Here is a 26,219-nt window from a genome sequence, read left to right on the forward strand (position 1 = left end):
GGGGCTCACACGACCCGCGTCGCCCCCGCGAACGGCATCTCGGTGATCGGTGCCACGCGGACCGGGGCGGACGGGTTCGGGGCGTGGATCATCTGGCCGTTGCCGACGTAGATGCCGACGTGGCTGATCCCGGAGTAGAAGAACACCAGGTCGCCCGGGAGGAGTTCGGAGCGGGAGACGCGGCGTCCGGCGCCGATCTGGGCGTAGGTCGTGCGGGGCAGGGAGACACCGGCCGCGCGGTAGGCGGCCTGGGTGAGTCCCGAGCAGTCGAAGGCGTTGGGGCCGGTCGCGCCCCAGACGTAGGGGCTGCCGAGCTTCTGGTAGGCGTAGGCGACGGCCTGCGCGGCACGGGAGTTGGGGGCGTCGGCGGTGGCCGAGCCGGGTGCGGTCGCGGAGCCGGGGGCCGTGAGGCCCGCACGCTCACCCGGGCCGGAGCGGGTGGCCCGCTCCCCGGTGCCGTCGTCGAGTTGAGCCCGCTCCTCGGCGCTCAGGCGCGACAGCAGCCGGTTGGCCTCGCTCAGCTTCCCGGTGATGGTCTTCTTGTGCCGCTGCAGCTCGGCCTGGCGTGACTTCAAAGCGCTCAGTTCGATCTGCGCGGCCCCGCGCAGCTTGCCGATCTCGCGGAGCTGTTTGCGCACGTCCGCGACGGACGCCGCCTGTCGGGTGCCGACCCGGTCGATGAACTCGGCGCCGTCCAGGTACCGCTCGGGGTCCTCGGAGAGCGCGAGCTGGACGGCCGGGTCGAGGCCACCCTCGCGGTAGTGCGCCGCCGCCATCGAACCGAGCGCGTCACGTGCCGAGTTGAGCTCGTCCGTCCTGCGTGCGGCCTGGTCGCGCAGCGACCTCAGCCGGGACTCGGCGGCCTCGGCCTTCTCCTTGGCGCCGTTGTACTTCTCGGTGGCGGTCTCCGCTTCCTGGTACAGCCGGTCCACCTTCGCCTTCACCTGCGCCGGTGTCAGGTCGGGCTCGGCGTACCCGGTCCCGTCGAAGCCGGTCGCGGTCGCCGCGCCCGCCAGGGCCACCGTGGCGGCCGTACGGGCGGTGGTGCCGCCGGCCGAGCGCTGCCGGGGCTTGCGATGTGCTGCCACGTGGACTGCACGTCCTTTCGCACGACTCCTTCGGCCGCCTGCTTGACGCGTCCGGCGACGGCCCGCACAGGGGGAGCAGGCCGCCGCCGGACCTTCTCGGCGGTGGTGTCCGACTGCCGCCCCTGGCCCGGGCGGCGGTGGGGAGCCGGTCACCTGGTGGAGGACGCTAGGCCCGTGTGTGTCGGGTTGGTAACGCGTTGTGCGGAAATGCCGTCAGCGGATCGCGGGGCGACCGTATGTGACCGTGATCCGCGAACGGGCCGGGCGCCTTCGCGCTGCGCGCTGACCGAAGTCGGGGTTTCCGGGGCGGGTGGGGGAGCCGGGGTGCTATGGAGCGCATATATGCGAGCTCCGTCGGGCGGTGCGGAGGCCGGGCCGGTGCCGGGCGCCCGGAGCGCCCTGATTAGGCTCCGGCCTCATGGACGTACTCATCCACCTGTTCGTCGGCCTGCACATCATCGGCATCGCCTCGCTGCTGGGCGGCTTCCTCACCCAGATGAAGGCGATGGGCCAGGGCACCGCCCGGTTCGTCCCGGCGATGCTGCACGGCGCGCTGACCATGCTGGTGACCGGCGTGGTCCTGGTCGGGCTCAACCAGGCCGAGGACTACACCGTGAACAACGTCAAGATCGGCGTGAAGCTGGCGCTGCTGATCGTGATCCTCGGTCTGGTCTATGTGAAGCGGGACGAGGAGAAGGTGGACAACAAGCTGTTCGGCCTGGTGGGGCTGCTCACCACAGCGAACGTCTTCATCGCCGTGATGTGGACGTGAGCTCCGGGGACTCGGTCCCGGCGAGGGCCGGCTCCTGCCGCAGCGCGCCGTAGGAGACGGCCAGCCAGGCCGCGACCGCGATCCACAGCAGCACCTCGCCCGGGGCCTCCAGCCAGGACACCTCGACGGCGGAGGCCACGGACAGGACCCCGGCCGCGGTCATGCCGAGCGGGAACACGGTCGCCCAGCGCCGTACGTCGTAGTCGAGGCGCGGCCGGACGATCTCGGCCGCGGCGAGGACGGCGTACCAGGCGAGGTCGAGGACCAGCAGGAAGACGGTGACCCGGCGCAGGACGTAGTCGGCGTCGTCGTTCCACAGGTACAGCGCCGGGCTGTCGGCGGCGATCAGTTTGGACCCGGCGAGCGCGGAGATGGCGAGCGCGCCGCCCGCGATCCAGTGGTCCCCGGCGCCCTCCAGCACCTGGCGCGGATCGAAGTGGAACAGGGCGAGCACGTAAAGGGCGAGCCCCAGCCAGAACAGCACCAGGCCCGCGTGCGCGAGCCAGGCCGCCGACTCCTCGGCGGCGAGTGTGGCGCCGAGGACGGCGAGGCCCTGGGTCGCCACGGCGCCGAGGAACACCGCGCCGGGCATGCCCCGGTGCCAGTGCCTCAGCACGATCCACAGCAGGACCGGCCACAGCAGCGCGGAGAGCGCCAGCAGGGCCCCGGCCAGGCCCGTCCATCCGAGCTGGGCGAACCGGGTGCCGAGGACACTCGTCGCCGCCACGGCGGTGAGCGCGGCGGGCGTACCGGCGTCCTCCCGCCAGCGCACGGGCTGCCGCAGCAGCCGCAAAACGAAATCCGCGGCCAGACCCACCCATGCCACGCAGGCCAGGACGAGGGCGATGCGGGACAGGACCTCGTAGCCGGTCAGGTGCAGGCCGACCGAGATGATGCCGGTCGCCATCACCGCGGCACCGGCCGCCGGAGGACGCCGCGCCCACCAGGCGCGAAGCGAGCGAGGGTCAGTGCGGGCGGGCATGCGCCGATGCTAAGGACCGGGACGCGTCCCGCCCGCGGGCCACGCGCGCGTAACGCCGAAATGGCCCCCACGCGCGCGTGCCGCCAGGCGCGGGGCCGGGCGCGGCGGGCTCGTCAGGCCGGGCGCACCACGCTGTGGATGGAGCTCTCGCCGTCGTAGTAGATGGACTCCTCGCGGACGTACGCGCCGGGCTTGGGGGCGTGGATCATCATGCCGTTGCCGATGTAGATGCCGACGTGGCTGATGTCGTCGTAGAAGAAGACCAGGTCCCCGGGCTGGGCGTTGGCCAGGGAGACCGTGGTGCCGGCGTTGACCTGGTCCCAGGTGGTGCGGGGCAGGGAGATGCCCGCGGCGTTCCAGGCGCCCTGGGTGAGGCCGGAGCAGTCGTAGGAGTCCGGGCCGGTCGCGCCCCACACGTACGGCTTGCCGACCTGCGCGCGGGCGAAGGCGAGCGCCTTCTCGGCCTTGGACGCGTAGGAGGAGTCCGCCGGCGCCTCGGACCCGGTGCTCGTGCCCGTCTCCGTCGACGACGAGCCGGTCTCCTGCTGCCCGGCCTCCGCCGCGGCCGCCTCCTTGCGGCGCTCCTCCGCCGCCTGCTGCTCGGCCAGCTCGGCCGCCTTGCGCGCGGCCTCCTCCTGCTTCTCGCGCTCGATCTCCGCGAGCCGCGCCTTCTCCTCGGCGGTCAGCTCCGAGAGCAGCTCGCGCGCGTCGGCGAGCTTCCTCTGGACCGTCGCCTTCGCGGTCTTCAGGTCGGACTGCGACTCCTGGAGCGTCTGGAGGCTCTCGGTGGCCTCCTTGCGCTTCTTCGTCGTCTCCGACTGCTGCGTGATGTAGTCGTCGACGGCTTCCTTCTGACGGCCGGTCATCCGGTCCATCAGCTGGGTCTGGTCGAAGTAGTCCTTGGGCGAGTCCGCCAGCAGGAAGGTCGCCGTTTCCGGGGCGGAGGCGCCGGTACGGTACTGCGCCGCGGCGAAGGAACCGAGTTCCTCCCGCGCGTCGTTGAGCTTCTGGGTGCGCTTGGCGACGTCGTCCAGCAGCGTGTCGACCTGCTTGCGCTGCTTGGCCGTCTTCTCCTTGACCGCGTTGTACTTGTCGGTCGCCGTCTCCGCCTGGCGGTAGAGGTCGTCTACCTTCTTCTCGACCTCTTCCATGCTCGGCTTGTCGTCCGTGCTCGGGCTGGCGTTGGCCGTCTGGGACAACAGGGCCACGGAGGTCAGCGCGGCCGTGGCGAGGGCGGGGGTCCGTATGCCTGCTACGCGCGTACCCGCGGGACGCGACTTGCGGTGCGACGCCAAGGGAGGCGACTCCTTCCATGTTCCGCCTACCGAGTTAGCTGTCGGGTTCGGGCGGGTGTTTCGGAAGGGTTGCCCTACGGCCGTCTCCCATCAGGGAGTTGGGCCGATTCACCCCAAGGGTTTCGGTGTGGGTCCCCGGCTCCGGCTGCCATGGGCGGGCAGCGTGGACTCGGCGGAGGCCGCGCGGCCCGGCGTCGTTCGCCGGTGGGGGTCGTACGGCCTGTCCGGAACGGTAGCCAACTCGCGTGGCGCCTGTGAAGGTTGATGGGTGATATGCCCGATACATTTTCGTGACCTTCGGTCAGAAGATTGCGGGGAGTGATTGATCCGGGGTGATTGGCGCATGGTTGCTCCCATTCGGCCTGGTGAGCGAAGTGAGTCACCTTCGGGCGGTTCGGGCTATCGCATATTTGTTCGATCTACCGGGTGATCCCGGCCACCCGCCGCCGATGTTCCAAGGGCGGCAGCCGGGTGTCAGTGGGGAGCCCTAGACTCGGAGAGCGATGAGCAGCCTCTTTGACGACAGCTTCCTGGCGGACCTCCAGGCCCCTCGCGGGCACGAGGAGGAGCCCCCGCCACCGCCCGAGGACGATCACACTCCGGAGTCGGTTCCGGACGATCTGTTCGGCGGGAAGTTCGACGTGCCACCGGACCGGGACGCCTACTACCGCGACGGCGCCCCCCGCCCCGCCCTCGACGCGGCGGCCCTCGTCGAGGGGCTGAACGAGAACCAGCGCGCGGCCGTCGTGCACTCCGGCTCCCCCCTGCTCATCGTGGCCGGCGCCGGCTCCGGCAAGACCCGTGTGCTCACGCACCGCATCGCCTATCTGCTCGCCGAGCGGAATGTGCACCCGGGCCAGATCCTCGCGATCACCTTCACCAACAAGGCCGCGGGCGAGATGAAGGAGCGTGTCGAGCAGCTCGTCGGCCCCCGCGCGAACGCGATGTGGGTGATGACCTTCCACAGCGCCTGCGTGCGGATCCTGCGCCGGGAGAGCAAGAAGCTCGGCTTCACCTCGTCCTTCTCGATCTACGACGCCGCCGACTCCAAGCGCCTGATGGCCCTGGTCTGCCGCGATCTGGACCTCGACCCCAAGCGCTTCCCGCCGAAGTCGTTCAGCGCGAAGATCTCCAACCTCAAGAACGAGCTGATCGACGAGGAGGACTTCGCCGCCCAGGCCGCCGACGGCTTCGAGAAGACCCTCGCCCAGGCCTACGCCCTCTACCAGTCGCGGCTGCGCGAGGCCAACGCCCTCGACTTCGACGACCTGATCATGACGACGGTCAATCTGCTGCGCGCCTTCCCGGACGTCGCCGAGCACTACCGCCGCCGCTTCCGGCACGTCCTGGTCGACGAGTACCAGGACACCAACCACGCCCAGTACGCCCTGGTGCGCGAGCTGGTCGGCTCCACCGAGCACCCCGTGGACGTGCCGCCCGAGGCCGAGCTCCCGCCCGCCGAGCTGTGCGTCGTCGGTGACGCCGACCAGTCGATCTACGCCTTCCGCGGGGCGACCATCCGCAACATCCTCCAGTTCGAGGAGGACTACCCGGACGCCACGACGATCCTGCTGGAGCAGAACTACCGCTCCACCCAGACGATCCTGTCCGCCGCCAACGCCGTCATCGAGCGCAACGAGTCCCGCCGCCCCAAGAACCTGTGGACCAACGCGGGCGCGGGCGCGCGCATCACCGGCTACGTCGCCGACACCGAGCACGACGAGGCGCAGTTCGTCGCCGACGAGATAGACCGCCTCACCGACGCGGGCGAGGCCAAGGCCGGGGACGTCGCCGTCTTCTACCGGACGAACGCCCAGTCCCGTGTCTTCGAAGAGGTCTTCATCCGCGTCGGCCTGCCCTACAAGGTCGTCGGCGGCGTCCGCTTCTACGAGCGCAAGGAGGTCCGGGACGTCCTGGCCTACCTGCGGGTGCTGGCCAACCCCGAGGACGCGGTCCCGCTGCGGCGCATCCTCAACGTCCCCAAGCGCGGCATCGGCGAGCGCGCCGAGGCGATGATCGACGCGCTCTCCCAGCGCGAAAGGATCAGCTTCCCACAGGCCCTGAAGCGCGTGGACGAGGCGTACGGAATGGCCGCGCGCTCCACCAACGCCGTGAAGCGGTTCAACGCGCTCATGGAGGAGCTGCGTACCGTCGTGGAGTCCGGCGCCGGACCCGCGACCGTCCTGGAGGCCGTTCTCGAACGCACCGGATACCTGGCCGAGTTGCAGGCGTCCACCGACCCGCAGGACGAGACCCGCATCGAGAACCTCCAGGAACTCGCCGCCGTGGCCCTGGAGTTCGAGCAGGAGAACGAGGAAACCCCGGGCGGACTCGCCGACTTCCTGGAGCGGGTCGCGCTGGTCGCCGACTCCGACCAGATCCCCGACGAGGACGAGGACGGCTCCGGCGTCATCACCCTGATGACCCTGCACACCGCCAAGGGCCTGGAGTTCCCGGTCGTCTTCCTGACCGGCATGGAGGACGGCGTCTTCCCGCACATGCGCGCCCTCGGCCAGACCAAGGAACTGGAGGAGGAGCGGCGCCTGGCCTACGTAGGCATCACGCGCGCCCGGGAGCGGCTGTACCTGACCCGCTCCTCGATGCGCAGCGCCTGGGGCCAGCCGTCGTACAACCCGCCCTCCCGCTTCCTGGAGGAGATCCCGGCGCAGCACGTGGACTGGAAGCGCACGGGCGCGTCGTCGCCGGTGTCCTCCGGACCCGCGTCCGGCGTGGCCGCCTCGCTGTCGTCGTCCCGGTCCCGCTCGGCGGCGTCCGGCGCCTCCGGCTTCGCCACCCGCCGCACGTCCGAGAAGCCGGTCGTGGCACTCGCGGTCGGCGACCGGGTCACGCACGACCAGTTCGGGCTCGGCACGGTGATGGCGGTCAAGGGCAGCGGCGCCAACGCCGAGGCGACGATCGACTTCGGCGACGCCAAGCCCAAGCGGCTGCTGCTGCGGTACGCGCCAGTGGAGAAGCTGTAGTCGGCGGAGAGCGGGGCTGGGCCTAGGAGGGGTCCAGCCCGTGGCTGCGGAACCAGGCGAGCGGGTCGATGGCCGAGCCGCCGCCCGGACGGACCTCGAAGTGCAGGTGCGGGCCGGTGGAGTTGCCCGAGTTGCCGGAGAACGCGATGGTGTCGCCGGCCTTCACCGTCGTACCGGAGGCGACCTGGTACGTGGAGAGGTGGCAGTACCACGTCTCCGTGCCGTCCATCGCGGTCACGATCATCATGTTGCCGTAGGCGCTGTTCCACTGGGTGCGCACGGTGCCGTCGGTCGCGGCCATCACCGGGGTCCCGTAGGAGACCGGGAAGTCGATGCCGGTGTGCACGGACATCCAGTTGATGCCGGCCTGCCCGTAGTAGGCGCTCAGTCCGTGCTGGGCGACCGGGAGGGCGAACTTCGGGCGCAGCCGCTCCTTGCGGGCCGCCTCCTCCGCCGCCTTCTTCCGCTCGGCCTCCTGCTGGGCCTTGAGGTCGATGCGCTCCTGCGTCCGGCTGGCCCGGTCGGCGAAGTCGTCGGCCCCGGCGGAGAGGATCTGCAGCTGGGTGTCGAGCTTGTCGTTGGCGGCGGACGGTTTGACGGCCCCGGTGTCGGCGGCGGTCGTGTTGGTGTCCTTCTCGTCGCCGCCGGTCAGGGTGCCCACGGAGGCGGCGGCGATACCGGCCACGCCCATCACACAGGCCGAGGGCACGGCGACGGTCAGCAGTGCGGAGCGGCGGGCGGGGGCGCGGCGGCGGGAGCGGCTCGCGTTGCGGGCGGCGACACGGGAGCCGGGCGCGGGGGCGGGCTCCTCCTGGTCGTCGAGGAGGTCGGTGACGGCGGGGAGTTCGCCGGTGGCGGTCAACTCGCCCTCGGCGGAGGTCGTTTCGCCGTGCGGGTCCTCGTCGTAGGACTCGCCGTACGGCGTCGGGTCGTCCGCCGCGACCTGCTCGAACGTCGCGGTCTCCGGCTGGGAGAACGATTCGGCCCGGTGCTCGTAGTCGTCCGCCCCGGCCGTGGTGCCGTTGGAGTTCCACTGCGTGGCGTCGTAGGCGCCGGTGTCGAAGGCCTGCGTGCCCCATTCCCAGTGCTGGGTGGCGTCGGCGGGCTGCTGGGGCTGGTTCCAGGCGCCCGCGTCCCACTGGCCGCTGTCCTCGGAAGGCGCGGACTGCGGTGGTACGGAGGACAGTTGCTGGTACTCGGCCGACCAGGCCGTGGTCTCGTAGACCCCGCTGTCGTAGGTGGCGTGGTGCTGGGCCGCGTACGCGTCGTAGTTCGGGGTGTGGTGGCCGGTCGTGGCCCACTGACCCGAGTCGTGCGCGCCGGTGGCGCCGTCGCCCGGCATCGCGCCGAAGAGGGGGTCGGCCTCGAAGGTGCCGGTGGCCTGGGTGGTGTGCTGAAAACCCGTGGCGTCGTAGGTCGCGTACGTGGTGAAGTCGCCGTACGCGGCTTCCTGGGTGCCGTACGACGCGTAGTGCGCCGAGGCGGCGTCGGAAGCCGGAGCCGGGGAGGTCGCGGTCCCCGACGGGTGACGGTCGTTCACCAACTTCTCTTTCGCCTCGACAACAGGGGCTGCCAGAGCAGTGCGGCGACTGTACCCGGCGGTACGCGGGCACGACAATCTTCGGCAGGTTTCGTGCTTCCGGGAAACGGGCATTCGGCCGTGTTTCGGGGGACTGCGGACGCGACTTTGGCCTTGTGTTCGAAGAGTGTTCGAGGATTGGGTGGGGCTGGAGTCTCCCTCGGGCCGCCCTCGGGCCGCCCTCAGGCCACCGTCAGGCCGCCCGCACGGGCCGCCGCGGCCTCCGTCGGCTCGTCGTCGAGTGCCCGCCGTATCCCGGCCGCCACCGCCGGGTGCACCGGCAGGGCGAGATGCCCCACCCCGCTGACCCGGACGTTCTGCGCGAGCAGATCGGGGTGATCGACGCAGGCGGTCTCCAGCGGGTCCATCAGATGGTCGAGGTCGCTCCAGAAGCTGACGAAACGGGTCCGGCAGCCCGGTGCGGGCGCGGCCAGTTCCTCCAGCACCGCCGACCCCGGGCGCATCTGCCGCACGATCGGGTGCGCGTTGGCCAGCGGCACCACCGTGGTGCCGGAGTGCGGGGTGCCGAGCGTGACCAGCGTGCGGACCCGGGCGTCCCCGCCCAGGCACTGGACGTAGTACCGGGCGATCAGTCCGCCGAGGCTGTGCCCGACGACATCGACCCGCTCGCTGCCGGTGCGCTCGCAGATCTCTTCGATGTGCCGGCCGAGCAGATCGGCCGCCGTGCGGATGTCGCAGGTCAGCGGTGAGTAGTTGAGCGACTCGATCCGGTGCCTGCCGTGCTGGGCGAGGCTGCGGCGCAGCAGCACGAAGACCGAGCGGTTGTCGATGAAGCCGTGCAGCAGGACGACCGGCGGCTTGCCCTCCGTCGGCAGGTGGGGCGTGTCCGGCGTGTCCTTCGGCAGCGCCCGCCTGCGCTCCTGGGTGAGCCCGGAGGGATAGAGGAGGAGGTGTCCGGCGAGGATCGCGATCTCCAGGGCGGTGGCCTTCAGCAGCGCCACGGACAGTCCCGCCAGCCGGTTCGGCAGCAGCCGCTGACAGAGAGGGAGAAAGGGCAGCACTGCCTTGGTGACCTTCATGGCCGACCTCCTGTCGGCACACCGAGGACGCCACTGTCCCCCGTATGCCCTCATGAGCCGCGCCGAAGTAGGTGGTCCCGGTGCCGCACAGGCTCCGGACGCCGCGCGGCGAACGTGTCCCACCGTGTGATTTCCCCCTCGCTCTCCACCGCGAAACTGCCGGTTGCGGGATGCTGGCGATAACGTTCGTTCACTTCCCCGGTCGGTGTGGCGCGGGGCATCCGTGCCACGGCGGGTACGGCGTGTACGGCGCGAGTGAGATGTGCGGTACTTGTCGGTACGGATGGAAGTAGTCGCTTCATGGAGGCAGTGATGGGTGTGGCAGCCGGTCCGATCCGCGTGGTGGTGGCCAAGCCGGGGCTCGACGGCCACGATCGGGGTGCGAAGGTGATCGCGCGGGCGCTGCGCGACGCCGGTATGGAGGTCATCTACACCGGGCTCCACCAGACGCCCGAGCAGATCGTCGACACCGCGATCCAAGAGGACGCCGACGCGATCGGCCTGTCCATCCTCTCCGGCGCGCACAACACGCTCTTCGCGGCGGTGATCGACCTGCTCAAGGAGCGCGACGCGGAGGACATCCTGGTCTTCGGCGGCGGCATCATCCCGGAGGCGGACATCGCGCCGCTGAAGGAGAAGGGTGTCGCGGAGATCTTCACCCCGGGCGCGACGACGCAGTCGATCGTGGACTGGGTCCGCGCGAACGTGCGTCAGCCGAGCGTCTCCGGCTGAGCCGGTCCCCCGCGGGGGGGCGGATGCGGGGCCTGGGGGAATCCCCCCAGGGCTCCGGCTCCCGTCCCGCTCCGGCTCTTGTCCCGCTGGGCCGCCATCCCGCTCCGGCTGCCGTTGCGCTATGGCTCCGGCCGTGCGCCCGGCTCCCGCTCCGGCTCCGGCTCCAGCTCCGCGAGCATCGCCGCCCGCAGCCGCAAGGTCGTCACCAGCCGCTGGAACGCCTCCGCCCAGTGCCCGCCGGCCCCCGGTGAGGCGTCCTCCGGCTCGTCCGGCACCGCCAGCAGCCCGTCCAGGCGGTTGGCCTCGGCCGGGTCCAGACAGCGCTCGGCCAGCCCCATCACCCCGCTGAAGCTCCACGGATAGCTCCCCGCGTCCCGCGCGATGTTCAGCGCGTCGACCACCGCCCGCCCGAGCGGCGGCGCCCACGGCACGGCGCACACCCCGAGCAGCTGGAACGCCTCGGACAGTCCGTGCGCCGCGATGAACCCGGCCACCCACTCGGCCCGTTCCTCCGCCCCCAGCGTGCCCAGCAGCTTCGCCCGCTCGGCCAGCGACACCGCACCCGGACCGCCCGCCTCGGGCGCCGAGGGCACCCCGAGCAGCGCCCGCGCCCACACCGGGTCCCGCTGCCGTACGGCCGCCCGGCACCACGCGGCGTGCAGCTCCGCCTGCCAGTCGTCCGCCACCGGGAGCGCCACTATCTCCGCGGGCGTACGGCCGCCCAGCCGCCCCGGCCAGCAGCCGAGCGGCGCCGCCTCCACCACCTGGCCCAGCCACCACGACCGCTGTCCGCGGCCCGCCGGGGCCTTGGCCACCACTCCGTCGCGCTCCATGTCCGGACCGCACTCGTGCGGTGCCTCGACCGTGAGCGTCGGGGTGTCGCCCGTGCGGTCCACGGCCACGCACGCCCCCGCGCGCACCGCCATGCGCCCGGCCAGCGCCGACCCCGGCAGCGCCGACAGCAGCTCCGCCGCCGTGGCCCGCACATTGCGGCTGCGGTCGGCCAGCGCCTGCTCCAGGAACGGCTCGTCCGCCGCGCCGAGGTTGGTGCGCAGCGAGTCCAGGAACATCAGCCGGTCCTCGGCCCGCTCCGTCGCCCACGTCGATGCGAGCAGTTCCCGCGCGACGGCCGGTTCCCGCGCGCGCAGCGCGGCGAGCAGGGCGACCCGCTCGGCGAACAGGCCCTCCTGCCACAGCCGTTGGACCCGCTCGGGCTCCTCGGGTCCCGGCAGCGCGGAGTCCGCGCCCGGCGCCGCGCGCAGGGCGAACCGCCAGTCCGGGTTCAGCCGGGCCAGCCACACCGCGCGGGCGCCCGCGAACCGCAGCGCGGCGGGCCGCAGGTCCGTGCGGCCCCGGGCCGCGTCCAGCAGGGCGGGCAGCAGATGCGGCGGCGGGGCGTAGCCGCGGGCGTTGGCCGCGGTGAGCCACTGGGGCAGCAGCTCCGTGAGGTCCGGCGACGTGCCCCGGCGCCCGCCGCCCGCGCCCGCCGTGCGGTCGGCCAGCAGCAGGGCGAGCCTGCGGGCCGCCGCCGGGGGCAGCGCCGGACGCGTGTCCTCGGCGGCCGGTTCGGGCCGCTCGGCCGCCCGCGCCGGACGCAGCCCCGCCCGGCGCCGTACGGTCTCCACAGCCGCCGCGTCCAGCAGCGCGACCGGGGCCTCGCGGGCCGGGTCGGTGCCGGGCGGGGTACGGCGGTCGGTGCCGAGCAGGGCGCTGGTGACGAGCTCTTCCCAGGCGGCGGTCATACAGGTCGTCCCTTCCGGGGGGATACCAGGATGTCTTTCGGGGGCGCGGCGGCGTTCAGCACAGCGGCACCGCCTCCCCGTCTCTCCGCGGCCAGGCCGCGAGCGGCGTGAAGCCGCGGTGGCCGCACTCGCCGAAGACCGTGACCGGGGCGCCGCCCGAGAGGGCGACCAGCTTCCACAGGCCGGGGCGGGAGCGGGCGGTGGGGGTGAGCGGGAGAGCGGTGTCCGCGTCGGCGTCCGCGAGCTGCCAGGAGTCGCCGTCCGGGGTCGGTATCACCCGCTCCAGGGTCACCGGCACCGAGTCCAGCCACGGGTCGTCCCGCAGCGCCTCGCCGTAGCGGGCGGTGGCCTCGGCCGTCGTGGTCCCCGGCGGCCGGACCGATCTGGGAACCGGCGCGCCGAACCGCTCGCCGAGTGCAGCCCGCGGCTGTCCGGCGCCCGGATAGAAGGTCAGTTCCGATTCCAGGGTCAGTCCGACCGGCAGCGCCAGTTCCGGGGCGCGGCCCGCGGCACCGTAGGACAGGAGCAGGGCGGTGCGGGCCGACTCGGTGCCGTGGAGCCAGATGCGACGGGTCGTCAGCCGGGAGTCCGCCGTGTCGTACTGGGCGAGGACCAGCCAGCGGTCGCGGACCGCCGGGCCCTGCGGTGAGGCGGGCAGGCCGATCCGGGAGCGGACCGTCGCCGCCAGGTCCTCGGGCAGTCGGTCGCGGTTCAGCCAGCCCTGGTCGAGGAGGTGGAGCAGCGCGCACTCCTCCAGCAGCCGCACCGGCCAGCCCGGCCCGGACGCCGGGATCGCACCCAACTCCCTTACCCGGGCCGCGAGTCCGGCGGCCTGGGCGTCGACCATGCGGGCCGCCGTCTCCTCCCACAGCCCGTACCCCGCCTGCTCGGCGCCCGCCAGTCCGCCGCGCAGCAGATCGGCGAGCCGCTGCTCCAGCTCCGTCGCCCCCGCGGTGACCTTCTCGGCCCTGCGCTCCGCCCGCCGCCGCGCCGCCTCCGGATCAGCGGTACGAGAAGGAGAACCGCCCTCCGTCCGCTTCTCCTCGGCCCGCTTGCGCCGCCCCGCTATCCACTCCTCGGCCCAGTCCGGCGGCGACCCGGACGGCACCGCCGCCCCGTCGCCCGCCCACAGCAACAGCAGCCCGAGCGCGTGCTTGCACGGGAACTTCCGGCTCGGACAACTGCACTTGTACGCCGGCCCCGCCCCGTCCGCGAGGTCGATCACCGTCTGATACGGCCTGCTGCCGCTGCCCTTGCACAGCCCCCACACCGTCCCCTCGTCGGAACTGCCCGCCTCGGACCACGGTCCGGCCGCGCCGAGTTTGCTGCCCGCTTTGCGTGACGCGGCGTCAGGCGCCAGTGCCAGCACCTGTTCCGCGCTCCAGCGCACCCCCTGCTGAGTCATGCCATCGAAGGTAGATCCCCCCACTGACAATCGGCCCGGCGAGCGCGTATTCGCAGGTCAGGGCTGATTGTCAGTGGTGTGGTGCACGGTTGGTGGCAGATCCGAACCGGCCGAGCTGGAGGGGGCTTCGCCATGACCACGTCCGTGGCACCGACGACCGGGACCACCGCACCGAGCACACCGACCGAGGCGTTGCGACCGCACGCCGAGGACGCCTTCGCGGCCGAACTGTCCGCGCTCGCCGCGCAGGACGACCGCCCGCGCCCGGCCCGCTGGAAGCTGTCGCCGTGGGCGGTGGCGACCTACCTGCTCGGCGGGACCCTGCCGGACGGAACCGTGATCACCCCGAAGTACGTGGGCCCGCGCCGCATCGTCGAGGTCGCCGTCACCACGCTCGCCACCGACCGTGCCCTGCTCCTGCTCGGCGTGCCCGGCACCGCCAAGACCTGGGTCTCCGAGCACCTGGCCGCCGCCGTCAGCGGCGACTCGACCCTGCTGGTGCAGGGCACCGCGGGCACCCCGGAGGAGGCCATCCGCTACGGCTGGAACTACGCGCAGCTCCTCGCGCACGGCCCGAGCCGGGACGCGCTGGTCCCGAGCCCCGTCATGCGGGCCATGGCGGAGGGCATGACGGCCCGGGTGGAGGAGCTGACCCGTATCCCGGCCGATGTGCAGGACACGCTGATCACGATCCTGTCCGAGAAGACCCTGCCCATTCCGGAGCTGGGCCAGGAGGTGCAGGCCGTGCGCGGCTTCAACCTCATCGCCACCGCCAACGACCGCGACCGCGGCGTCAACGACCTCTCCAGCGCCCTGCGTCGCCGCTTCAACACGGTCGTGCTGCCGCTGCCGGAGAGCGTGGACGCCGAGGTCGACATCGTCTCCCGGCGCGTCGACCAGATCGGCCGCTCGCTGGACCTGCCGGCCGCGCCGGACGGCATCGACGAGATCCGCCGGGTCGTCACCGTCTTCCGTGAACTGCGCGACGGGGTCACCTCCGACGGCCGTACGAAGGTCAAGTCGCCCAGCGGCACGCTCTCCACGGCCGAGGCGATCTCCGTCGTCACCAACGGCCTCGCGCTCGCCGCCCACTTCGGCGACGGCGTGCTGCGGCCCGGCGATGTCGCCGCGGGCATCCTCGGCGCCGTCGTCCGCGATCCGGCGGCCGACCGGGTCGTCTGGCAGGAGTACCTGGAGGCCGTGGTCCGCGAGCGCGACGGCTGGACCGACTTCTACCGCGCCTGCCGCGAGGTGAGCGCGTGACCGGGCGCCAGGGGGACACGGGGGACGGAGGCAGGCGTGACGACGGAAGCTGACCGCACCGCGCCCCTGCTGCTCGGCGTACGGCACCATGGGCCCGGGTCGGCACGGGCCGTGCGGGCGGCGCTGGACGCGGCCAAGCCGAGCGCGGTGCTGATCGAGGGACCGCCCGAGGCCGACGCGCTGATCCCGCTGGCGGCCGAGGAGGACATGCGCCCGCCGGTCGCCCTGCTCGCCCACGCCGTGGACGAGCCCGGCCGCTCGGCGTTCTGGCCGCTCGCCGAGTTCTCCCCGGAGTGGGTGGCGATCCGCTGGGCGCTGGAACAGGGCGTACCGGCCCGCTTCATCGACCTCCCGGCCACGCACACGCTGGCGTGGGAGAAGGAGAACGAGGAGGAGCAGAGCGACCAGGTCCGTATCGACCCGCTCGCCGTGCTCGCCGACGCCGCCGGGTACGACGACGCCGAGCGCTGGTGGGAGGACGTCGTCGAGCACCGCGGAACCGGTGCCGACCCGCTCGCGCCGTTCGCCGTGCTGGCGGAGGCCATGACGGCGCTGCGGGAGGTGTACGGCAGCGGCGGACACGACCGGGACCTCGTGCGCGAGGCGTACATGCGGCTGCGGATCCGGGCCGCGCGCAAGGAGTTCGGCGACGCGGTGGCCGTGGTGTGCGGGGCCTGGCACGTGCCCGCGCTCACCGAGAGGACCACCGTCGCCGCCGACCGGGCCCGGCTCAAGGGCCTGCCCAAGGTCAAGGCGGACATGACCTGGGTGCCCTGGACCCACCGCAGGCTCGCGCGGGCCAGCGGCTACGGCGCGGGCATCGACTCACCGGGCTGGTACGGGCATCTGTTCCGCGCGCCGGACCGGCCGGTGGAGCGGTGGCTGACCAAGGTGGCGGGGCTGCTGCGGGCGGAGGACCGGATCGTGTCCTCCGCCCATGTCATCGAGGCGGTCCGGCTGGCCGAGACGCTCGCGGCGATGCGCGGGCGCCCCCTGCCCGGCCTCGGCGAGACGACGGACGCCGTGCGCGCCGTGATGTGCGACGGCTCGGACGTCCCGCTGGCGCTCGTGCACGACCGGCTGGTCGTGGGCGACGTCCTCGGCGAGGTGCCGCCGGGCGCGCCCGCCGTGCCGCTGCACCGGGACCTCGACCGCATCCAGCGCCGGCTGCGGCTCAAGCCGGAGGCGCTGGAGCGGGAGTTGGGGCTGGACCTGCGCAAGGAGACCGACGCCGCGCGCAGCAGGCTGCTGCACCGGCTGAGGCTGCTGGGCGTGCCGTGGGGCGAGCCGGTCGCCTCGCGCGGGAGCACCGGCACCTTCCGGGAGACCTGGCGGCTGCGCTGGGAGCCGGAGCTGTCCGTGCGGATCGCCGAGGCCGGGGTGTGGGGGACGACCGTGCTCGCCGCCGCGACCGCCAAGTCCGAGGCGGACGCCGTGTCCGCGCCGGGCCTGGCCGACGTCACCGCGCTCGCCGAGCGGTGTCTGCTGGCCGAACTGCGGGACGCGCTGCCCACGGTGATGAAGGTGCTCGCCGACCGGGCCGCGCTCGACACCGACGTCGGCCATCTCGCCCAGGCCCTGCCCGCCCTGGTCCGCTCCCTGCGCTACGGCGACGTACGCGGCACCGACACCGGGGCACTCGCCGAGGTCGCCGCGGGCCTCGCCGAGCGGATCTTCGTCGGTCTGCCCCCGGCGTGCGCGAACCTGGACGCGGACGCCGCCGAGGAGATACGGCGCCATGTGGACGCCGTGCACGGCGCGGTGGGCCTGCTCGGCGACGCCCCCGCCCCGGGCCACGGGGATCTGCGCGCCCGCTGGCAGGGTGTGCTCAAGGTGCTGTCCGTGCGGGACACCGTGCCCGGTGTGATCCGCGGGCGGGCCGTACGACTCCTGCTGGACGAGGGCGAGCTGGCGCAGGAAGAGGCGGCCCGGCTGATGGGGCTGGTGCTGTCGCCGGGGACGCCGCCCGGGGACGCCGCGGCCTGGATCGAGGGCTTCGTCGGCGGCGGCTCCGGCGGCGGGATGCTCCTCGTGCACGACGAGCGGCTGCTCGGCCTGGTCGACGCCTGGCTCACCGGCGTACCGGCGGACGCCTTCACGGACGTACTGCCGCTGCTGCGGCGGACGTTCTCGGCGTACGAACCGGGCGTGCGCAGGACGCTCGGCGAGCTGGTGCGGCGGGGGCCGGGGCAGCAGGGCGCAGCGGCGGCGACCGGTTCCGGCGTACCGGGGTTCGCGGCCGAGCCGGACCTGGCGCGGGCGGATGCCGTACTGCCGGTGGTGCGGCTGCTGTTGGGGCTGGATTCGGAGAACGGCGAGTTGACGGGGGTGGCGCGATGACCGGCGAGGCACTGATGGAGCCGGGGGAGCGGGCAGCGGCGGCCGGTGGCGCCGGACGCGGCACGGGAGCGCGGGACGGGAACCGGCCCGCTGTGCGGGTGGTCCCGCTGTGGGAGCGGGTCGGGGGAGGGGCACGCCGATGACGACCGAGATGACGGCGCACACCGGCGACCCGGCGCAGGAGCGGCTGCGGCGCTGGCGGCTGGTGCTCGGCGGGGCGGCGGCCGACGGCACCGGATACCAGTTGTCCGGGCAGGACGCCGGGATGGACGGGGCGCTCACCGCGCTCTACGGCAAGGGGGACAAACCGCAGACGGGGAGGGACCGTTCCGCGGGGCTCGGGGCCTCGGCGCCGTCCGTGGCGCGCTGGCTCGGCGACATCCGCACCTACTTCCCCTCCTCTGTCGTCCAGGTCATGCAGCGCGACGCCATCGACCGGCTCGGACTGTCCACGCTGCTCCTGGAACCGGAGATGCTGGAGGCGGTGGAGGCCGATGTGCATCTCGTCGGGACCCTGCTCTCCCTCAACAAGGCGATGCCGGAGACCACGAAGGAGACGGCGCGGGCCGTGGTCCGCAAGGTCGTCGAGGACCTGGAGAAGCGGCTCGCCACCCGCACCCGGGCCACGCTGACCGGGGCCCTCGACCGCAGCGCGCGCGTCAGCCGGCCGCGCCACCACGACATCGACTGGAACCGCACCATCGCCGCCAACCTCAAGAACTACCTGCCGGAGTACCGGACGGTGGTGCCCGAGCGGCTGATCGGATACGGGCGGGCCTCCCAGTCGGTGAAGAAGGACGTGGTGCTCTGCATCGACCAGTCGGGCTCGATGGCCGCGTCCGTCGTGTACGCGTCGGTGTTCGGGGCGGTGCTCGCCTCCATGCGGTCGATCTCCACGAGACTGGTCGTCTTCGACACCGCCGTCGTCGATCTGACCGACCAGCTCGACGACCCGGTGGACGTGCTGTTCGGCACGCAGCTCGGCGGCGGTACGGACATCAACCGGGCGCTGGCGTACTGCCAGTCGCAGATCACCCGGCCCGCCGACACGGTCGTGGTGCTCATCAGCGACCTCTACGAGGGCGGTATCCGCGACGAGATGCTCAAGCGGGTGGCGGCGATGAAGGCGTCCGGCGTGCAGTTCGTGGCGCTGCTCGCGCTCTCCGACGAGGGGGCGCCGGCCTACGACAGGGAGCACGCGGCGGCGCTGGCCGCGCTGGGCGCACCGGCGTTCGCCTGTACGCCGGACCTGTTCCCGGAGGTGATGGCGGCGGCGATCGAGAAGCGGCCGATCCCGGTGCCGGAGGCCGTGTAGGAAGCCGGCGCAAGAAGCTGGGGAGTTGGCAAAAGGGACATCAGTACCCATCGGTAACACGGGGCTTGCGCGCCGGAGGGAGCCGCGTGCAAGGATCGACGCCGCCCGTTCCGTCGTACGGGAGGACCCGCGTCCCTTGACCGTCCCAGCAGCCCTGTCCGGTGCCGCCGTTCGGCGTGCGCTGTATCTGACGCTGCTGGTGGGCGGGCTGTTCGCACTCGGGCTGCTCACGGGCCAGCGGGCCCAGGCGGCGGAGGACGGACCGAAGGGACCGACAGGGCTTGCAGGGCTGACGGCGCCGACGGCTGAGGTGCGCGTGTCGGTCGGGCGGGTGGCCGAGGACGTAGGAGAGGTACTGCCGCTGCCTCCGGAAGGGCAGCGGCTCGTCGAGAGTGTCGTGCGGCCGGTCGACGAGGTCGTCCGGGCGGTGACCGAGGAACTGGACGAGGCCCGGGAACAGCTTCCGCCGCCACCCTCCGTGACGCCGCTGCCCGAATCACCCGAGGCGCCGGAGCTGCCCGCGCTCCCCGCCCTCCCGGAGCTTTTGGACCTCCCCGCCGGGCCCGCGGGCACGCTCCCCGCGCCCGGCGCCACGGAGCCGGCGCCGAAGCCGCAGACCCCGGCGCGGGACGAGCCGGGCGCCGCCTCCCGCGCCAAGGGCACGCGGACCGAGCGGCCCGCACCGCGATCCGGCCCGCCGTACGACGTCACCGTGCCGCAGGCCTCGGCGCACCTCCCCAAGCCCGCTGCCCCGCCTCCCGCCCTCGCCCCCACCCCCGCCCCGCACCCGCCCACCGACGCGCCGGACAGCCCCCCGGACCACCAGGCGACGGTCGACCACAGCACCCCCAGGCACGCCGACACCACGGCCGTCACCGCCGACCACCGGGCCCCACTGCGCCCGGCGCCCGGCACCGCCGCACGCGCCGAGGCGGACGGGCCCCGGGACGCGTACCGGGACATCCCCGTATCCCCCGCCTAGGCGGACACCCGCCGAGGTCGCCAACCCCGGCCCGGAATGTCCGTGATACCCCGATGTCCCGAAGGGTCTGACGCCCGGATGACCAAGAACATCCGCCGCTCCACCGCCGCGCACCGCTGCACCGCCGCGCACCGCTGCACCCCCACACGCCCCACCGCCACCACGCGCCTCTCCATCCCCGCACCACGCCTCCCCACCTCCACCCTCACCCCCTGACCCCAGGCTCCGCGGGCTGACCGGCACCCGGACGGCCGAAGCCGTCGGAGTGTCCGGGGGCCGGGTCCGCGGAAGGGCCGGGCGGTTCTCATTGGGGTGGGAATCGCCCGGCCGGAGCCCTTGGGAGGCACCGATTCGTGCCCCCTCGGGCGGTACCACGGGCCTCACCGGGTCGGACCCCAGCCCGGTGAGGCCCCTCACCTCCGGCACCCCGTGCCAGTGAGCGCGGCATCATGTGACAGGTATCACCGCTCAGGTGTGACTCCCGATTTAGAAGCCCTCCGCAAGCGGGGATAACCTGCGAGACGGACATGCCGCGCGCTCGGACACCGTGTGCGCCTCCCTTGTGACAGAGCGGACGTCACGTTGCCCTTCGCGGCACGCCCACGCATCCAACGAACCGCGAGATCACTGATAGGGACGGAAGCGCGTGGACCTGTTCGAGTACCAGGCGAGGGACCTCTTCGCCAAGCACGATGTACCGGTGCTGGCCGGTGAAGTCATCGACACGCCTGAGGCGGCCCGCGCAGCCACTGAGCGCCTCGGTGGCAAGTCCGTCGTCAAGGCCCAGGTGAAGGTCGGCGGCCGCGGCAAGGCCGGTGGCGTGAAGCTCGCCGCCACGGTCGACGAGGCCGTCGAGCATGCGACGAACATCCTCGGCATGGACATCAAGGGCCACACGGTCCACAAGGTCATGATCGCCGAGACCGCTCCGGAGATCGTCGAGGAGTACTACGTCTCCTTCCTCCTCGACCGTGCGAACCGCACCTTCCTCTCCATCGCCTCCGTCGAGGGCGGCATGGAGATCGAGGAGGTCGCGGCCACCCGTCCGGAGGCCGTCGCCAAGACCGCGATCGACCCGATCGACGGCGTGACCGAGGAGAAGGCCCGCGAGATCGTCGAGGCCGCCAAGTTCCCGGCCGAGGTCGCGGACAAGGTCGTCAACGTCCTGGTCAAGCTCTGGGACACCTTCATCAAGTCGGACGCCCTCCTCGTCGAGGTCAACCCGCTCGCGAAGGTCGCCTCCGGCGAGGTCATCGCCCTCGACGGCAAGGTGTCGCTCGACGACAACGCCGAGTTCCGCCACCCCGAGTACGAGGAGCTCCACGACAAGGCCGCGGCCAACCCGCTGGAGGCCGCCGCCAAGGAGAAGAACCTCAACTACGTCAAGCTCGACGGCGAGGTCGGCATCATCGGCAACGGCGCCGGTCTCGTGATGAGCACCCTGGACGTCGTCGCGTACGCCGGTGAGAACCACGGCAACGTCAAGCCGGCCAACTTCCTGGACATCGGTGGCGGCGCCTCCGCCCAGGTCATGGCCAACGGTCTGGAGATCATCCTGGGCGACCCGGACGTCAAGTCCGTCTTCGTCAACGTCTTCGGTGGCATCACCGCCTGTGACGAGGTCGCCAGCGGCATCGTCCAGGCCCTGAAGCTGCTGGAGGACCGCGGCGAGCAGGTCACCAAGCCGCTGGTCGTCCGCCTCGACGGCAACAACGCCGAGCTCGGCCGACAGATCCTCACCGACGCCAACCACCCGCTGGTGCAGCGCGTCGACACCATGGACGGCGCGGCCGACAAGGCCGCCGAGCTGGCCCACGCCGCCAAGTAAGCACTCAGGACGAGGACACAACACACCATGGCTATCTGGCTCAACAAGGACAGCAAGGTCATCGTCCAGGGCATGACCGGCGCCACGGGCATGAAGCACACCAAGCTCATGCTCGGTGACGGCACCAACGTCGTGGGCGGCGTGAACCCGCGCAAGGCGGGTCAGACCGTGGACTTCGACGGCACCGAGGTACCCGTCTTCGGCACCGTCAAGGAGGCCATCGAGAAGACCGGCGCCAACGTCTCCGTCATCTTCGTGCCGGAGAAGTTCACCAAGGACGCGGTCGTCGAGGCCATTGACGCCGAGATCCCGCTGGCCGTCGTGATCACCGAGGGCATCGCCGTGCACGACACGGCCGCCTTCTGGTCGTACGCCGGCAAGAAGGGCAACAAGACCCGCATCATCGGCCCGAACTGCCCCGGCATCATCACCCCGGGCCAGTCGAACGTCGGCATCATCCCGGGCGACATCACCAAGCCGGGCCGTATCGGCCTGGTCTCGAAGTCCGGCACGCTGACGTACCAGATGATGTACGAGCTGCGGGACATCGGCTTCTCCACGGCCGTCGGCATCGGCGGTGACCCGATCATCGGCACCACCCACATCGACGCCCTGGCCGCCTTCCAGGACGACCCCGACACCGACCTGATCGTGATGATCGGTGAGATCGGCGGCGACGCCGAGGAGCGGGCCGCGGCCTTCATCAAGGAGAACGTGACCAAGCCGGTCGTCGGCTACGTCGCGGGCTTCACCGCCCCCGAGGGCAAGACCATGGGCCACGCGGGCGCCATCGTCTCCGGTTCGTCCGGCACCGCCCAGGCGAAGAAGGAGGCCCTGGAGGCCGCCGGCGTCAAGGTCGGCAAGACGCCGACCGAGACGGCGAAGCTGGCGCGGGAGATCCTCTCCGCCTGAGCCTCCCGGCACCTTCCAGCCGCCTTTCCGGCACGCTGACGACGGGCCCGTCCCCCTGGTGGGGACGGGCCCGTCGCGTTGTCCGGCCGTACTCGGTCAGTCCGCCCGCGGGACCAGGCGCTGCGGGCCGCTCACGGTCTCCCCGCGCAGCTTCTCCCGCAGCTCGCGCTCCTTCTCCGACAGCGGGCCCGGGGCCATCTTCGGCGGGACACCCTGCACCGTGGCGCCCGGCGGCACCGGGGGCTCGTACCGGGTCGGCGCCGTGCGCAGGGTGAGCGCGGTGGTGCCGATCAGCGCGACCGTGAAGGCGATGGCGGCGCGGGTCCAGAAGCTGGCACGGCGCTCGCTGCCGGTGCGCACCGTGGGCGGCCTGGCGGCGCGCAGCCGCTCCGCGGAGGCCACCTCGGCGAGCCGCCGGTGCAGCGTGGCGGGGTCCGCCAGTTCCGGCAGCCGCTCGGCGACCGCCTCGCGCGCGTGCAGCAGCCGGTTGGCCGCCGCGGGTGTGCTCGCCTCCGTCTCCGCCGCGGTGTCCGGCAGATCGAGGCCGACTCCGTCGTAGAGCACCAGGGTGCGGCGGTACGGCGGCGGCAGGGTGAGCAGTACGTCCATCAGGGCCCGGTCGGAGGGGTCCGCGGGCGGGGGTTCGGGGTGCCGGTAGCGGGGGCGGAACCGGTGCCAGGGGGAGAGTGCGTACTCGTACGCCGTCGCCCGCACCCAGCCCGCCGGGTCCCGGTCGCGGGCCACCTCCGGCCAGCGCTGCCAGGCCACTTGGAAGGCCCGTTCCACCGACTCCCGAGCCAGCTCCCGGCGTCCGGTGAGCAGATAGGCCTGCCGGACGAGCGCTGGGGCGCAGAACGCGTACAGCGCGTCGAAGGCCTGAGCGGGCGTCAGTCCGGCGGTGGGGAGCGTTCTTGGGTGAGGAGGGGGTGCGACAGGGGCGTGCTCGGGCAGGTCCGTTCGTACCGGCGTGAGCGTCTCGGCCGTGTCGACGAGGTCCTGCTGAGGGGCGCTCAGTTCGCCCAGCAGCTTCGCGTACGCCTCCCGCTTCCGGCCGCGCGGTGTCGTACGGCCGGTCTCCCACGCCCGCACCGTCTCCCGGGTGACGCCGATCCGTGCCGCGACCTGAGCCTGCGTCAACGAAGCGGCCTCGCGCAGGCGTCGGCGTTCCTTGGGGGGTGGAAGAGGGCTGGCAGGGCTCCGTGTCACAGGACGCCCCTCCGTACGAAAAGGTACATAAACGTATATTGAGCGACACAGCGGAGGTTCGCCTGTTACGACGGGAAAGCGCGTGTCGTTGGGAGCATGGCGGGCGTGATCCAGATGACCGCTCGCCGATCGCCGTTGTCGTCCCTGCTCACCCGGTTGCGCGACCGGTCGCCCGGACTGGCCACCGCCCTCCTGGGCGGCGTGCTGGCCGCCGGGCTCGGGCTCGGGGCGTTCGCCGTCCTGGTGATGGTGCTGTGGATCAGCTCGCCGTATCCGGACAGCGGGCCGGACGGCGCCCTGCACGTGGCCGCGGCGCTGTGGCTGCTGGCCCACGGGGTGGAACTGGTCCGCGTCGACACCCTGTCCGGCGTGCCCGCGCCGGTCGGCGTCACCCCGCTGCTGCTGGTCGTGCTGCCGGTGTGGCTGGTGCACCGGGCGGCGCGGGACGCGATGGACGGGGAGGCGGTGTCCGGCCGTACCGCGTGGGCGGGCGTGGTGACCGGCTACCTGTGCGTGGGCGCGGGCGCCGCCGGGTACGCCGCCGGGGGTGTGCTGCGGCCGGACTGGGTGTGGGCCGGGGTGTGCGTACCGCTGGTCGCGGTGGGGGCGGCCGGGGCGGGGGTGTGGACCTCGTACGGGCGTCCGCGCGACGCGGTGGACGAGGTACTGCTCCTCATGCCCGGCGGGGTGCGGCGGCTGTTCCTCGGGGACGGGCCCCGGGCCCGGCTGGACGCGGCGGCGCGGGGCGCGGGGGCGGGCGTCGCGGTGCTGTTCGGGGGTGGGGCGCTGCTGCTGGCGGTGTCGCTGGTGTGGCACGGGGGTGCGGCGCGGGCGTCGTTCCTGCGGCTGACGGAGGGGGCGTCGGGGCAGTTCGCGGTGCTGCTGCTGTGTCTGGTGCTGTTGCCGAACGCTGCTGTGTGGGCCGCGTCCTACGCCCTCGGGCCCGGCTTTCTGCTGGGGGCAGGGCATGTCGTCGGGCCGCTGTCCTCCTCGCCCGTCGCGTTGCTGCCGCCGTTTCCGCTGCTGTCGGCGGTGCCGGCGGAGGGGGAAGGGGCGCCCTTGAACTGGGCGGCGGGTGCGGTGCCGGTGGCGGCCGGGGCGGTGGTGGGGTGGTTCGTGGGGCGGGCCGGGCGCGGGGGTGATTGGTCACGGTGGCGGACCGCGGGCGTGGCGCTGGTGGCGTGTGTGCTGTGGGCCGGGGTGATGGCGGGGCTGGGCGCGGTGGCGGGTGGGCCGCTGGGGGTGGGGGCGCTCGCCTCGTTCGGGCCGGTGTGGTGGCAGGTGGGGCTGGCTGTGCTGGCGTGGGGGGTGGGGGTGGCGGTGCCGGTGGCTGTGGTGGGGCGGATTTGGGGGAGCCGGGGGGCGCGGGACGGCGGTGCGCCGAGGATCGCCGGGCCCCGGGTGGGAGAGGGGCGATGGTTCTTCGTACGGCGGGAGAAGGCGGCGCCGGTGGTGGCGGGGGCGGAGGGGGCGGAGGGGGCGGTGGAGGTCGGGGAGGGGTACGACTTGCTGCCCGCTGAGCCGGTGCCCTGGGAGGCGGACGATGCGGCTCGGGAGGCTCGGTGGGCCGCGTTGAGGGAGGCAGCGGGGCGGGAGGACGAGGAGTCGGCGCCTCCGGGGGCGCCGTGAGGGTGTTTTCGCCCCCGCCTCCCCTACCCGTCCCGTCCCCGGGGGCTGCCGCCCCCGGACCCCCGCTGTCGGCCCTGAACGGGCCTCGTCCTCAAACGCCGGACGGGCTGAATCGCTCCGCCGGACGGGCTGGGACGCGACCGTCGCACGGCTGGAGCGCTCAGCCGTCGTTCCCCAGTACCCCTCGCAGCTGCTCCGGCAGCAGGTCGTCGCAGGACTTCTTCGCCTCGTTCGTCAGGGCGTCGTTCTTGCATGTGTAGTAGTCGCTGTACACCAGCTTCGCGCCGAAGCCCGCTGCCACCAGGGCCAGCGCAAGGGAGGCCGTGACCAGGCCCGTTACCGCCGCCGTCGTCTGGGGGCGGCCCGAGGTCGCGGGGGCCGGGGAGTCGGGGTCGGGGGTGCGGGGCTTGGCGCGCAGGGCGCTGATGCTCCAGTGCAGGGCCAGCGCGCCGAGCAGCAGGGCGACGTACGGCCAGCTGAACAGGGCGAAGAAGAAGGCCCACATACCGCACAGCAGGGCGTAGCGCGCCCGGCGCTGGGCCGGGTCCGTGGGGTCCCAGCGCATGCCCGAACCGGGGCCGCCGCTGTTGCCCTGGCCGCCCTCGGGGCGGGGGCGCTCGCCGAAGCCGCCGGGGGAGCGGCCGGGCTGGCGGTCGCTCCACTGGTGGCCCCACGGCGAGCTCTGTCCGTCCCCTCCGGAGGCGTCGGAGTCGCCGTCGCCCGATGCCGGGCGGCGCGGCTGCCAGGGACGGTCCGGGGTGCCCTCCGGCGGCGGGGCGAAGGGGTTGTCGTCCTTCGGCTGGTCGCCGCGCTCGTCGCCGTTCGTCCCGCCCGAGGGGGCGTCCGGGGGCGAGGAGGGCCGCTCGCGCAGCAGCACGCCGTGGCGCTCCCCTCCCTGCACTGGCTGCGGGGGGAGCGGGAGGAGTCGCAGGCTGCGGTCCGGCATCAAGTGAGCGTCTTCCCCTTGGTGAGTACGGCTGACATGGCAGGTGGCACCAGGTCCGTCACCCTGTGAACGCACCGCTCACGAACGGCGTTCCCGACCCGGCTCCTCCCAGACGCTACCTTCCGGCCACGCCCCCGTCCCGCGGGGGCTGTCCGGTGTGCCGGTATCGTTGCTGACGGTCG

Annotated in this window: 20 protein-coding genes and 1 riboswitch; of the genes, 11 read left to right on the forward strand and 9 right to left on the reverse strand. The window is 72.9% G+C overall.

Translation table 11 applies throughout. The annotated features are described in order from the left end of the window. Positions 1–5: 5 nt before the first annotated feature. On the reverse strand, positions 6–1,088 hold the full coding sequence (locus ACZ7L7_RS09930) for a C40 family peptidase (protein ID WP_453606495.1): 1,083 nt from the start codon (positions 1,086–1,088) through the stop codon (positions 6–8). Between the two features lie 418 nt (positions 1,089–1,506). Between ACZ7L7_RS09930 and ACZ7L7_RS09935 the strand changes: the two genes are divergently transcribed. Further along, positions 1,507–1,860 (forward strand): hypothetical protein, encoded by a 354-nt coding sequence (locus ACZ7L7_RS09935; RefSeq protein WP_285510553.1) that lies wholly within the window; start codon positions 1,507–1,509, stop codon positions 1,858–1,860. Here the strand turns inward: ACZ7L7_RS09935 and ACZ7L7_RS09940 are convergent. Beyond that, entirely contained in the window at positions 1,838–2,842 is a 1,005-nt protein-coding gene (locus tag ACZ7L7_RS09940) for a tellurite resistance/C4-dicarboxylate transporter family protein (protein WP_472075484.1), read from the reverse strand. The two genes, ACZ7L7_RS09935 and ACZ7L7_RS09940, sit on opposite strands and share 23 nt — an antisense overlap. A gap of 113 nt (positions 2,843–2,955) precedes the next feature. After that, positions 2,956–4,137 (reverse strand): C40 family peptidase, encoded by a 1,182-nt coding sequence (locus ACZ7L7_RS09945; RefSeq protein WP_472075486.1) that lies wholly within the window; start codon positions 4,135–4,137, stop codon positions 2,956–2,958. A gap of 8 nt (positions 4,138–4,145) precedes the next feature. Then, positions 4,146–4,322: riboswitch (cyclic di-AMP (ydaO/yuaA leader) on the reverse strand. Positions 4,323–4,640: 318 nt separating this feature from the next. Here ACZ7L7_RS09945 and pcrA point away from each other — a divergent pair. Next, a complete protein-coding gene (gene pcrA, locus ACZ7L7_RS09950; RefSeq protein ID WP_285510550.1) occupies positions 4,641–7,118 on the forward strand; it encodes a DNA helicase PcrA in 2,478 nt (825 codons plus the stop codon). Between the two features lie 22 nt (positions 7,119–7,140). Here pcrA and ACZ7L7_RS09955 read toward each other — a convergent pair whose 3' ends face one another. Next, positions 7,141–8,772 (reverse strand): M23 family metallopeptidase, encoded by a 1,632-nt coding sequence (locus ACZ7L7_RS09955; protein WP_471428603.1) that lies wholly within the window; start codon positions 8,770–8,772, stop codon positions 7,141–7,143. A gap of 107 nt (positions 8,773–8,879) precedes the next feature. Then, complete coding sequence (locus ACZ7L7_RS09960) at positions 8,880–9,737, reverse strand: esterase/lipase family protein (RefSeq protein ID WP_285510548.1); 858 nt, start codon at positions 9,735–9,737, stop codon at positions 8,880–8,882. A 312-nt stretch (positions 9,738–10,049) separates the two neighbouring features. Between ACZ7L7_RS09960 and ACZ7L7_RS09965 the strand changes: the two genes are divergently transcribed. Then, complete coding sequence (locus tag ACZ7L7_RS09965; protein WP_250743964.1) at positions 10,050–10,469, forward strand: cobalamin B12-binding domain-containing protein; 420 nt, start codon at positions 10,050–10,052, stop codon at positions 10,467–10,469. Positions 10,470–10,588: 119 nt separating this feature from the next. On the opposite strand, the gene ACZ7L7_RS09970 is transcribed toward ACZ7L7_RS09965, so the two are convergent. After that, a complete protein-coding gene (locus tag ACZ7L7_RS09970) occupies positions 10,589–12,211 on the reverse strand; it encodes a DUF5691 domain-containing protein (protein ID WP_472075489.1) in 1,623 nt (540 codons plus the stop codon). A 55-nt stretch (positions 12,212–12,266) separates the two neighbouring features. Further along, positions 12,267–13,616 (reverse strand): SWIM zinc finger family protein, encoded by a 1,350-nt coding sequence (locus ACZ7L7_RS09975; RefSeq protein WP_472075491.1) that lies wholly within the window; start codon positions 13,614–13,616, stop codon positions 12,267–12,269. A gap of 132 nt (positions 13,617–13,748) precedes the next feature. On the opposite strand from ACZ7L7_RS09975, the gene ACZ7L7_RS09980 reads away from it, so the two are divergent. The 7 genes from ACZ7L7_RS09980 (at position 13,749) to sucD (ending at position 22,256) form a co-directional block, all read left to right on the forward strand. Beyond that, entirely contained in the window at positions 13,749–14,879 is a 1,131-nt protein-coding gene (locus ACZ7L7_RS09980) for an ATP-binding protein (protein ID WP_453606515.1), read from the forward strand. Positions 14,880–14,915: 36 nt separating this feature from the next. Further along, positions 14,916–17,219 carry a DUF5682 family protein gene (locus tag ACZ7L7_RS09985; protein ID WP_472075493.1) on the forward strand — a complete coding sequence of 768 codons (2,304 nt, stop codon included), beginning with the start codon at positions 14,916–14,918 and terminating at the stop codon, positions 17,217–17,219. A 151-nt stretch (positions 17,220–17,370) separates the two neighbouring features. Then, positions 17,371–18,534: a VWA domain-containing protein gene (locus ACZ7L7_RS09990; protein ID WP_285510735.1), complete on the forward strand. Its 1,164-nt coding sequence runs from the start codon at positions 17,371–17,373 to the stop codon at positions 18,532–18,534. A 136-nt stretch (positions 18,535–18,670) separates the two neighbouring features. Then, positions 18,671–19,516: a hypothetical protein gene (locus tag ACZ7L7_RS09995; protein ID WP_471428611.1), complete on the forward strand. Its 846-nt coding sequence runs from the start codon at positions 18,671–18,673 to the stop codon at positions 19,514–19,516. Positions 19,517–19,594: 78 nt separating this feature from the next. After that, on the forward strand, positions 19,595–19,732 hold the full coding sequence (locus tag ACZ7L7_RS10000; RefSeq protein WP_472075495.1) for a hypothetical protein: 138 nt from the start codon (positions 19,595–19,597) through the stop codon (positions 19,730–19,732). Positions 19,733–20,162: 430 nt separating this feature from the next. Next, entirely contained in the window at positions 20,163–21,344 is a 1,182-nt protein-coding gene (gene sucC / locus ACZ7L7_RS10005) for an ADP-forming succinate--CoA ligase subunit beta (RefSeq protein ID WP_472075497.1), read from the forward strand. A gap of 27 nt (positions 21,345–21,371) precedes the next feature. Next, positions 21,372–22,256: a succinate--CoA ligase subunit alpha gene (sucD, locus tag ACZ7L7_RS10010; RefSeq protein ID WP_053707835.1), complete on the forward strand. Its 885-nt coding sequence runs from the start codon at positions 21,372–21,374 to the stop codon at positions 22,254–22,256. Between the two features lie 96 nt (positions 22,257–22,352). Here the strand turns inward: sucD and ACZ7L7_RS10015 are convergent, their stop codons facing one another. Next, a complete protein-coding gene (locus ACZ7L7_RS10015; protein WP_285510540.1) occupies positions 22,353–23,462 on the reverse strand; it encodes a helix-turn-helix domain-containing protein in 1,110 nt (369 codons plus the stop codon). Positions 23,463–23,558: 96 nt separating this feature from the next. On the opposite strand from ACZ7L7_RS10015, the gene ACZ7L7_RS10020 reads away from it, so the two are divergent. Then, positions 23,559–25,091, forward strand: a complete 1,533-nt coding sequence (locus ACZ7L7_RS10020) for a cell division protein PerM (RefSeq protein ID WP_285510539.1) — start codon at positions 23,559–23,561, stop codon at positions 25,089–25,091. 160 nt (positions 25,092–25,251) lie between these two features. On the opposite strand, the gene ACZ7L7_RS10025 is transcribed toward ACZ7L7_RS10020, so the two are convergent. Further along, positions 25,252–26,037: a hypothetical protein gene (locus ACZ7L7_RS10025; protein WP_285510538.1), complete on the reverse strand. Its 786-nt coding sequence runs from the start codon at positions 26,035–26,037 to the stop codon at positions 25,252–25,254. Between the last annotated feature and the right edge of the window lie 182 nt (positions 26,038–26,219).

The sequence above is a fragment of the Streptomyces sp. NPDC110618 genome, assembly GCF_055657065.1.

What these genes read in the sequence shown, in the direction of transcription:
- ACZ7L7_RS09935 (WP_285510553.1), top strand. Translation starts at nt 1,507, where the DNA reads ATGGACGTACTCATCCACCTGTTCGTCGGCCTGCACATCATCGGCATC.
- ACZ7L7_RS09940 (WP_472075484.1), bottom strand. Translation starts at nt 2,842, where the DNA reads ATGCCCGCCCGCACTGACCCTCGCTCGCTTCGCGCCTGGTGGGCGCGG.
- pcrA (WP_285510550.1), top strand. Translation starts at nt 4,641, where the DNA reads ATGAGCAGCCTCTTTGACGACAGCTTCCTGGCGGACCTCCAGGCCCCT.
- ACZ7L7_RS09955 (WP_471428603.1), bottom strand. Translation starts at nt 8,772, where the DNA reads ATGCCCGTTTCCCGGAAGCACGAAACCTGCCGAAGATTGTCGTGCCCG.
- ACZ7L7_RS09960 (WP_285510548.1), bottom strand. Translation starts at nt 9,737, where the DNA reads ATGAAGGTCACCAAGGCAGTGCTGCCCTTTCTCCCTCTCTGTCAGCGG.
- ACZ7L7_RS09965 (WP_250743964.1), top strand. Translation starts at nt 10,050, where the DNA reads ATGGGTGTGGCAGCCGGTCCGATCCGCGTGGTGGTGGCCAAGCCGGGG.
- ACZ7L7_RS09970 (WP_472075489.1), bottom strand. Translation starts at nt 12,211, where the DNA reads ATGACCGCCGCCTGGGAAGAGCTCGTCACCAGCGCCCTGCTCGGCACC.
- ACZ7L7_RS09975 (WP_472075491.1), bottom strand. Translation starts at nt 13,616, where the DNA reads ATGACTCAGCAGGGGGTGCGCTGGAGCGCGGAACAGGTGCTGGCACTG.
- ACZ7L7_RS09980 (WP_453606515.1), top strand. Translation starts at nt 13,749, where the DNA reads ATGACCACGTCCGTGGCACCGACGACCGGGACCACCGCACCGAGCACA.
- ACZ7L7_RS09990 (WP_285510735.1), top strand. Translation starts at nt 17,371, where the DNA reads ATGACGGCGCACACCGGCGACCCGGCGCAGGAGCGGCTGCGGCGCTGG.
- ACZ7L7_RS10000 (WP_472075495.1), top strand. Translation starts at nt 19,595, where the DNA reads ATGACCAAGAACATCCGCCGCTCCACCGCCGCGCACCGCTGCACCGCC.
- sucD (WP_053707835.1), top strand. Translation starts at nt 21,372, where the DNA reads ATGGCTATCTGGCTCAACAAGGACAGCAAGGTCATCGTCCAGGGCATG.
- ACZ7L7_RS10020 (WP_285510539.1), top strand. Translation starts at nt 23,559, where the DNA reads ATGGCGGGCGTGATCCAGATGACCGCTCGCCGATCGCCGTTGTCGTCC.
- ACZ7L7_RS10025 (WP_285510538.1), bottom strand. Translation starts at nt 26,037, where the DNA reads ATGCCGGACCGCAGCCTGCGACTCCTCCCGCTCCCCCCGCAGCCAGTG.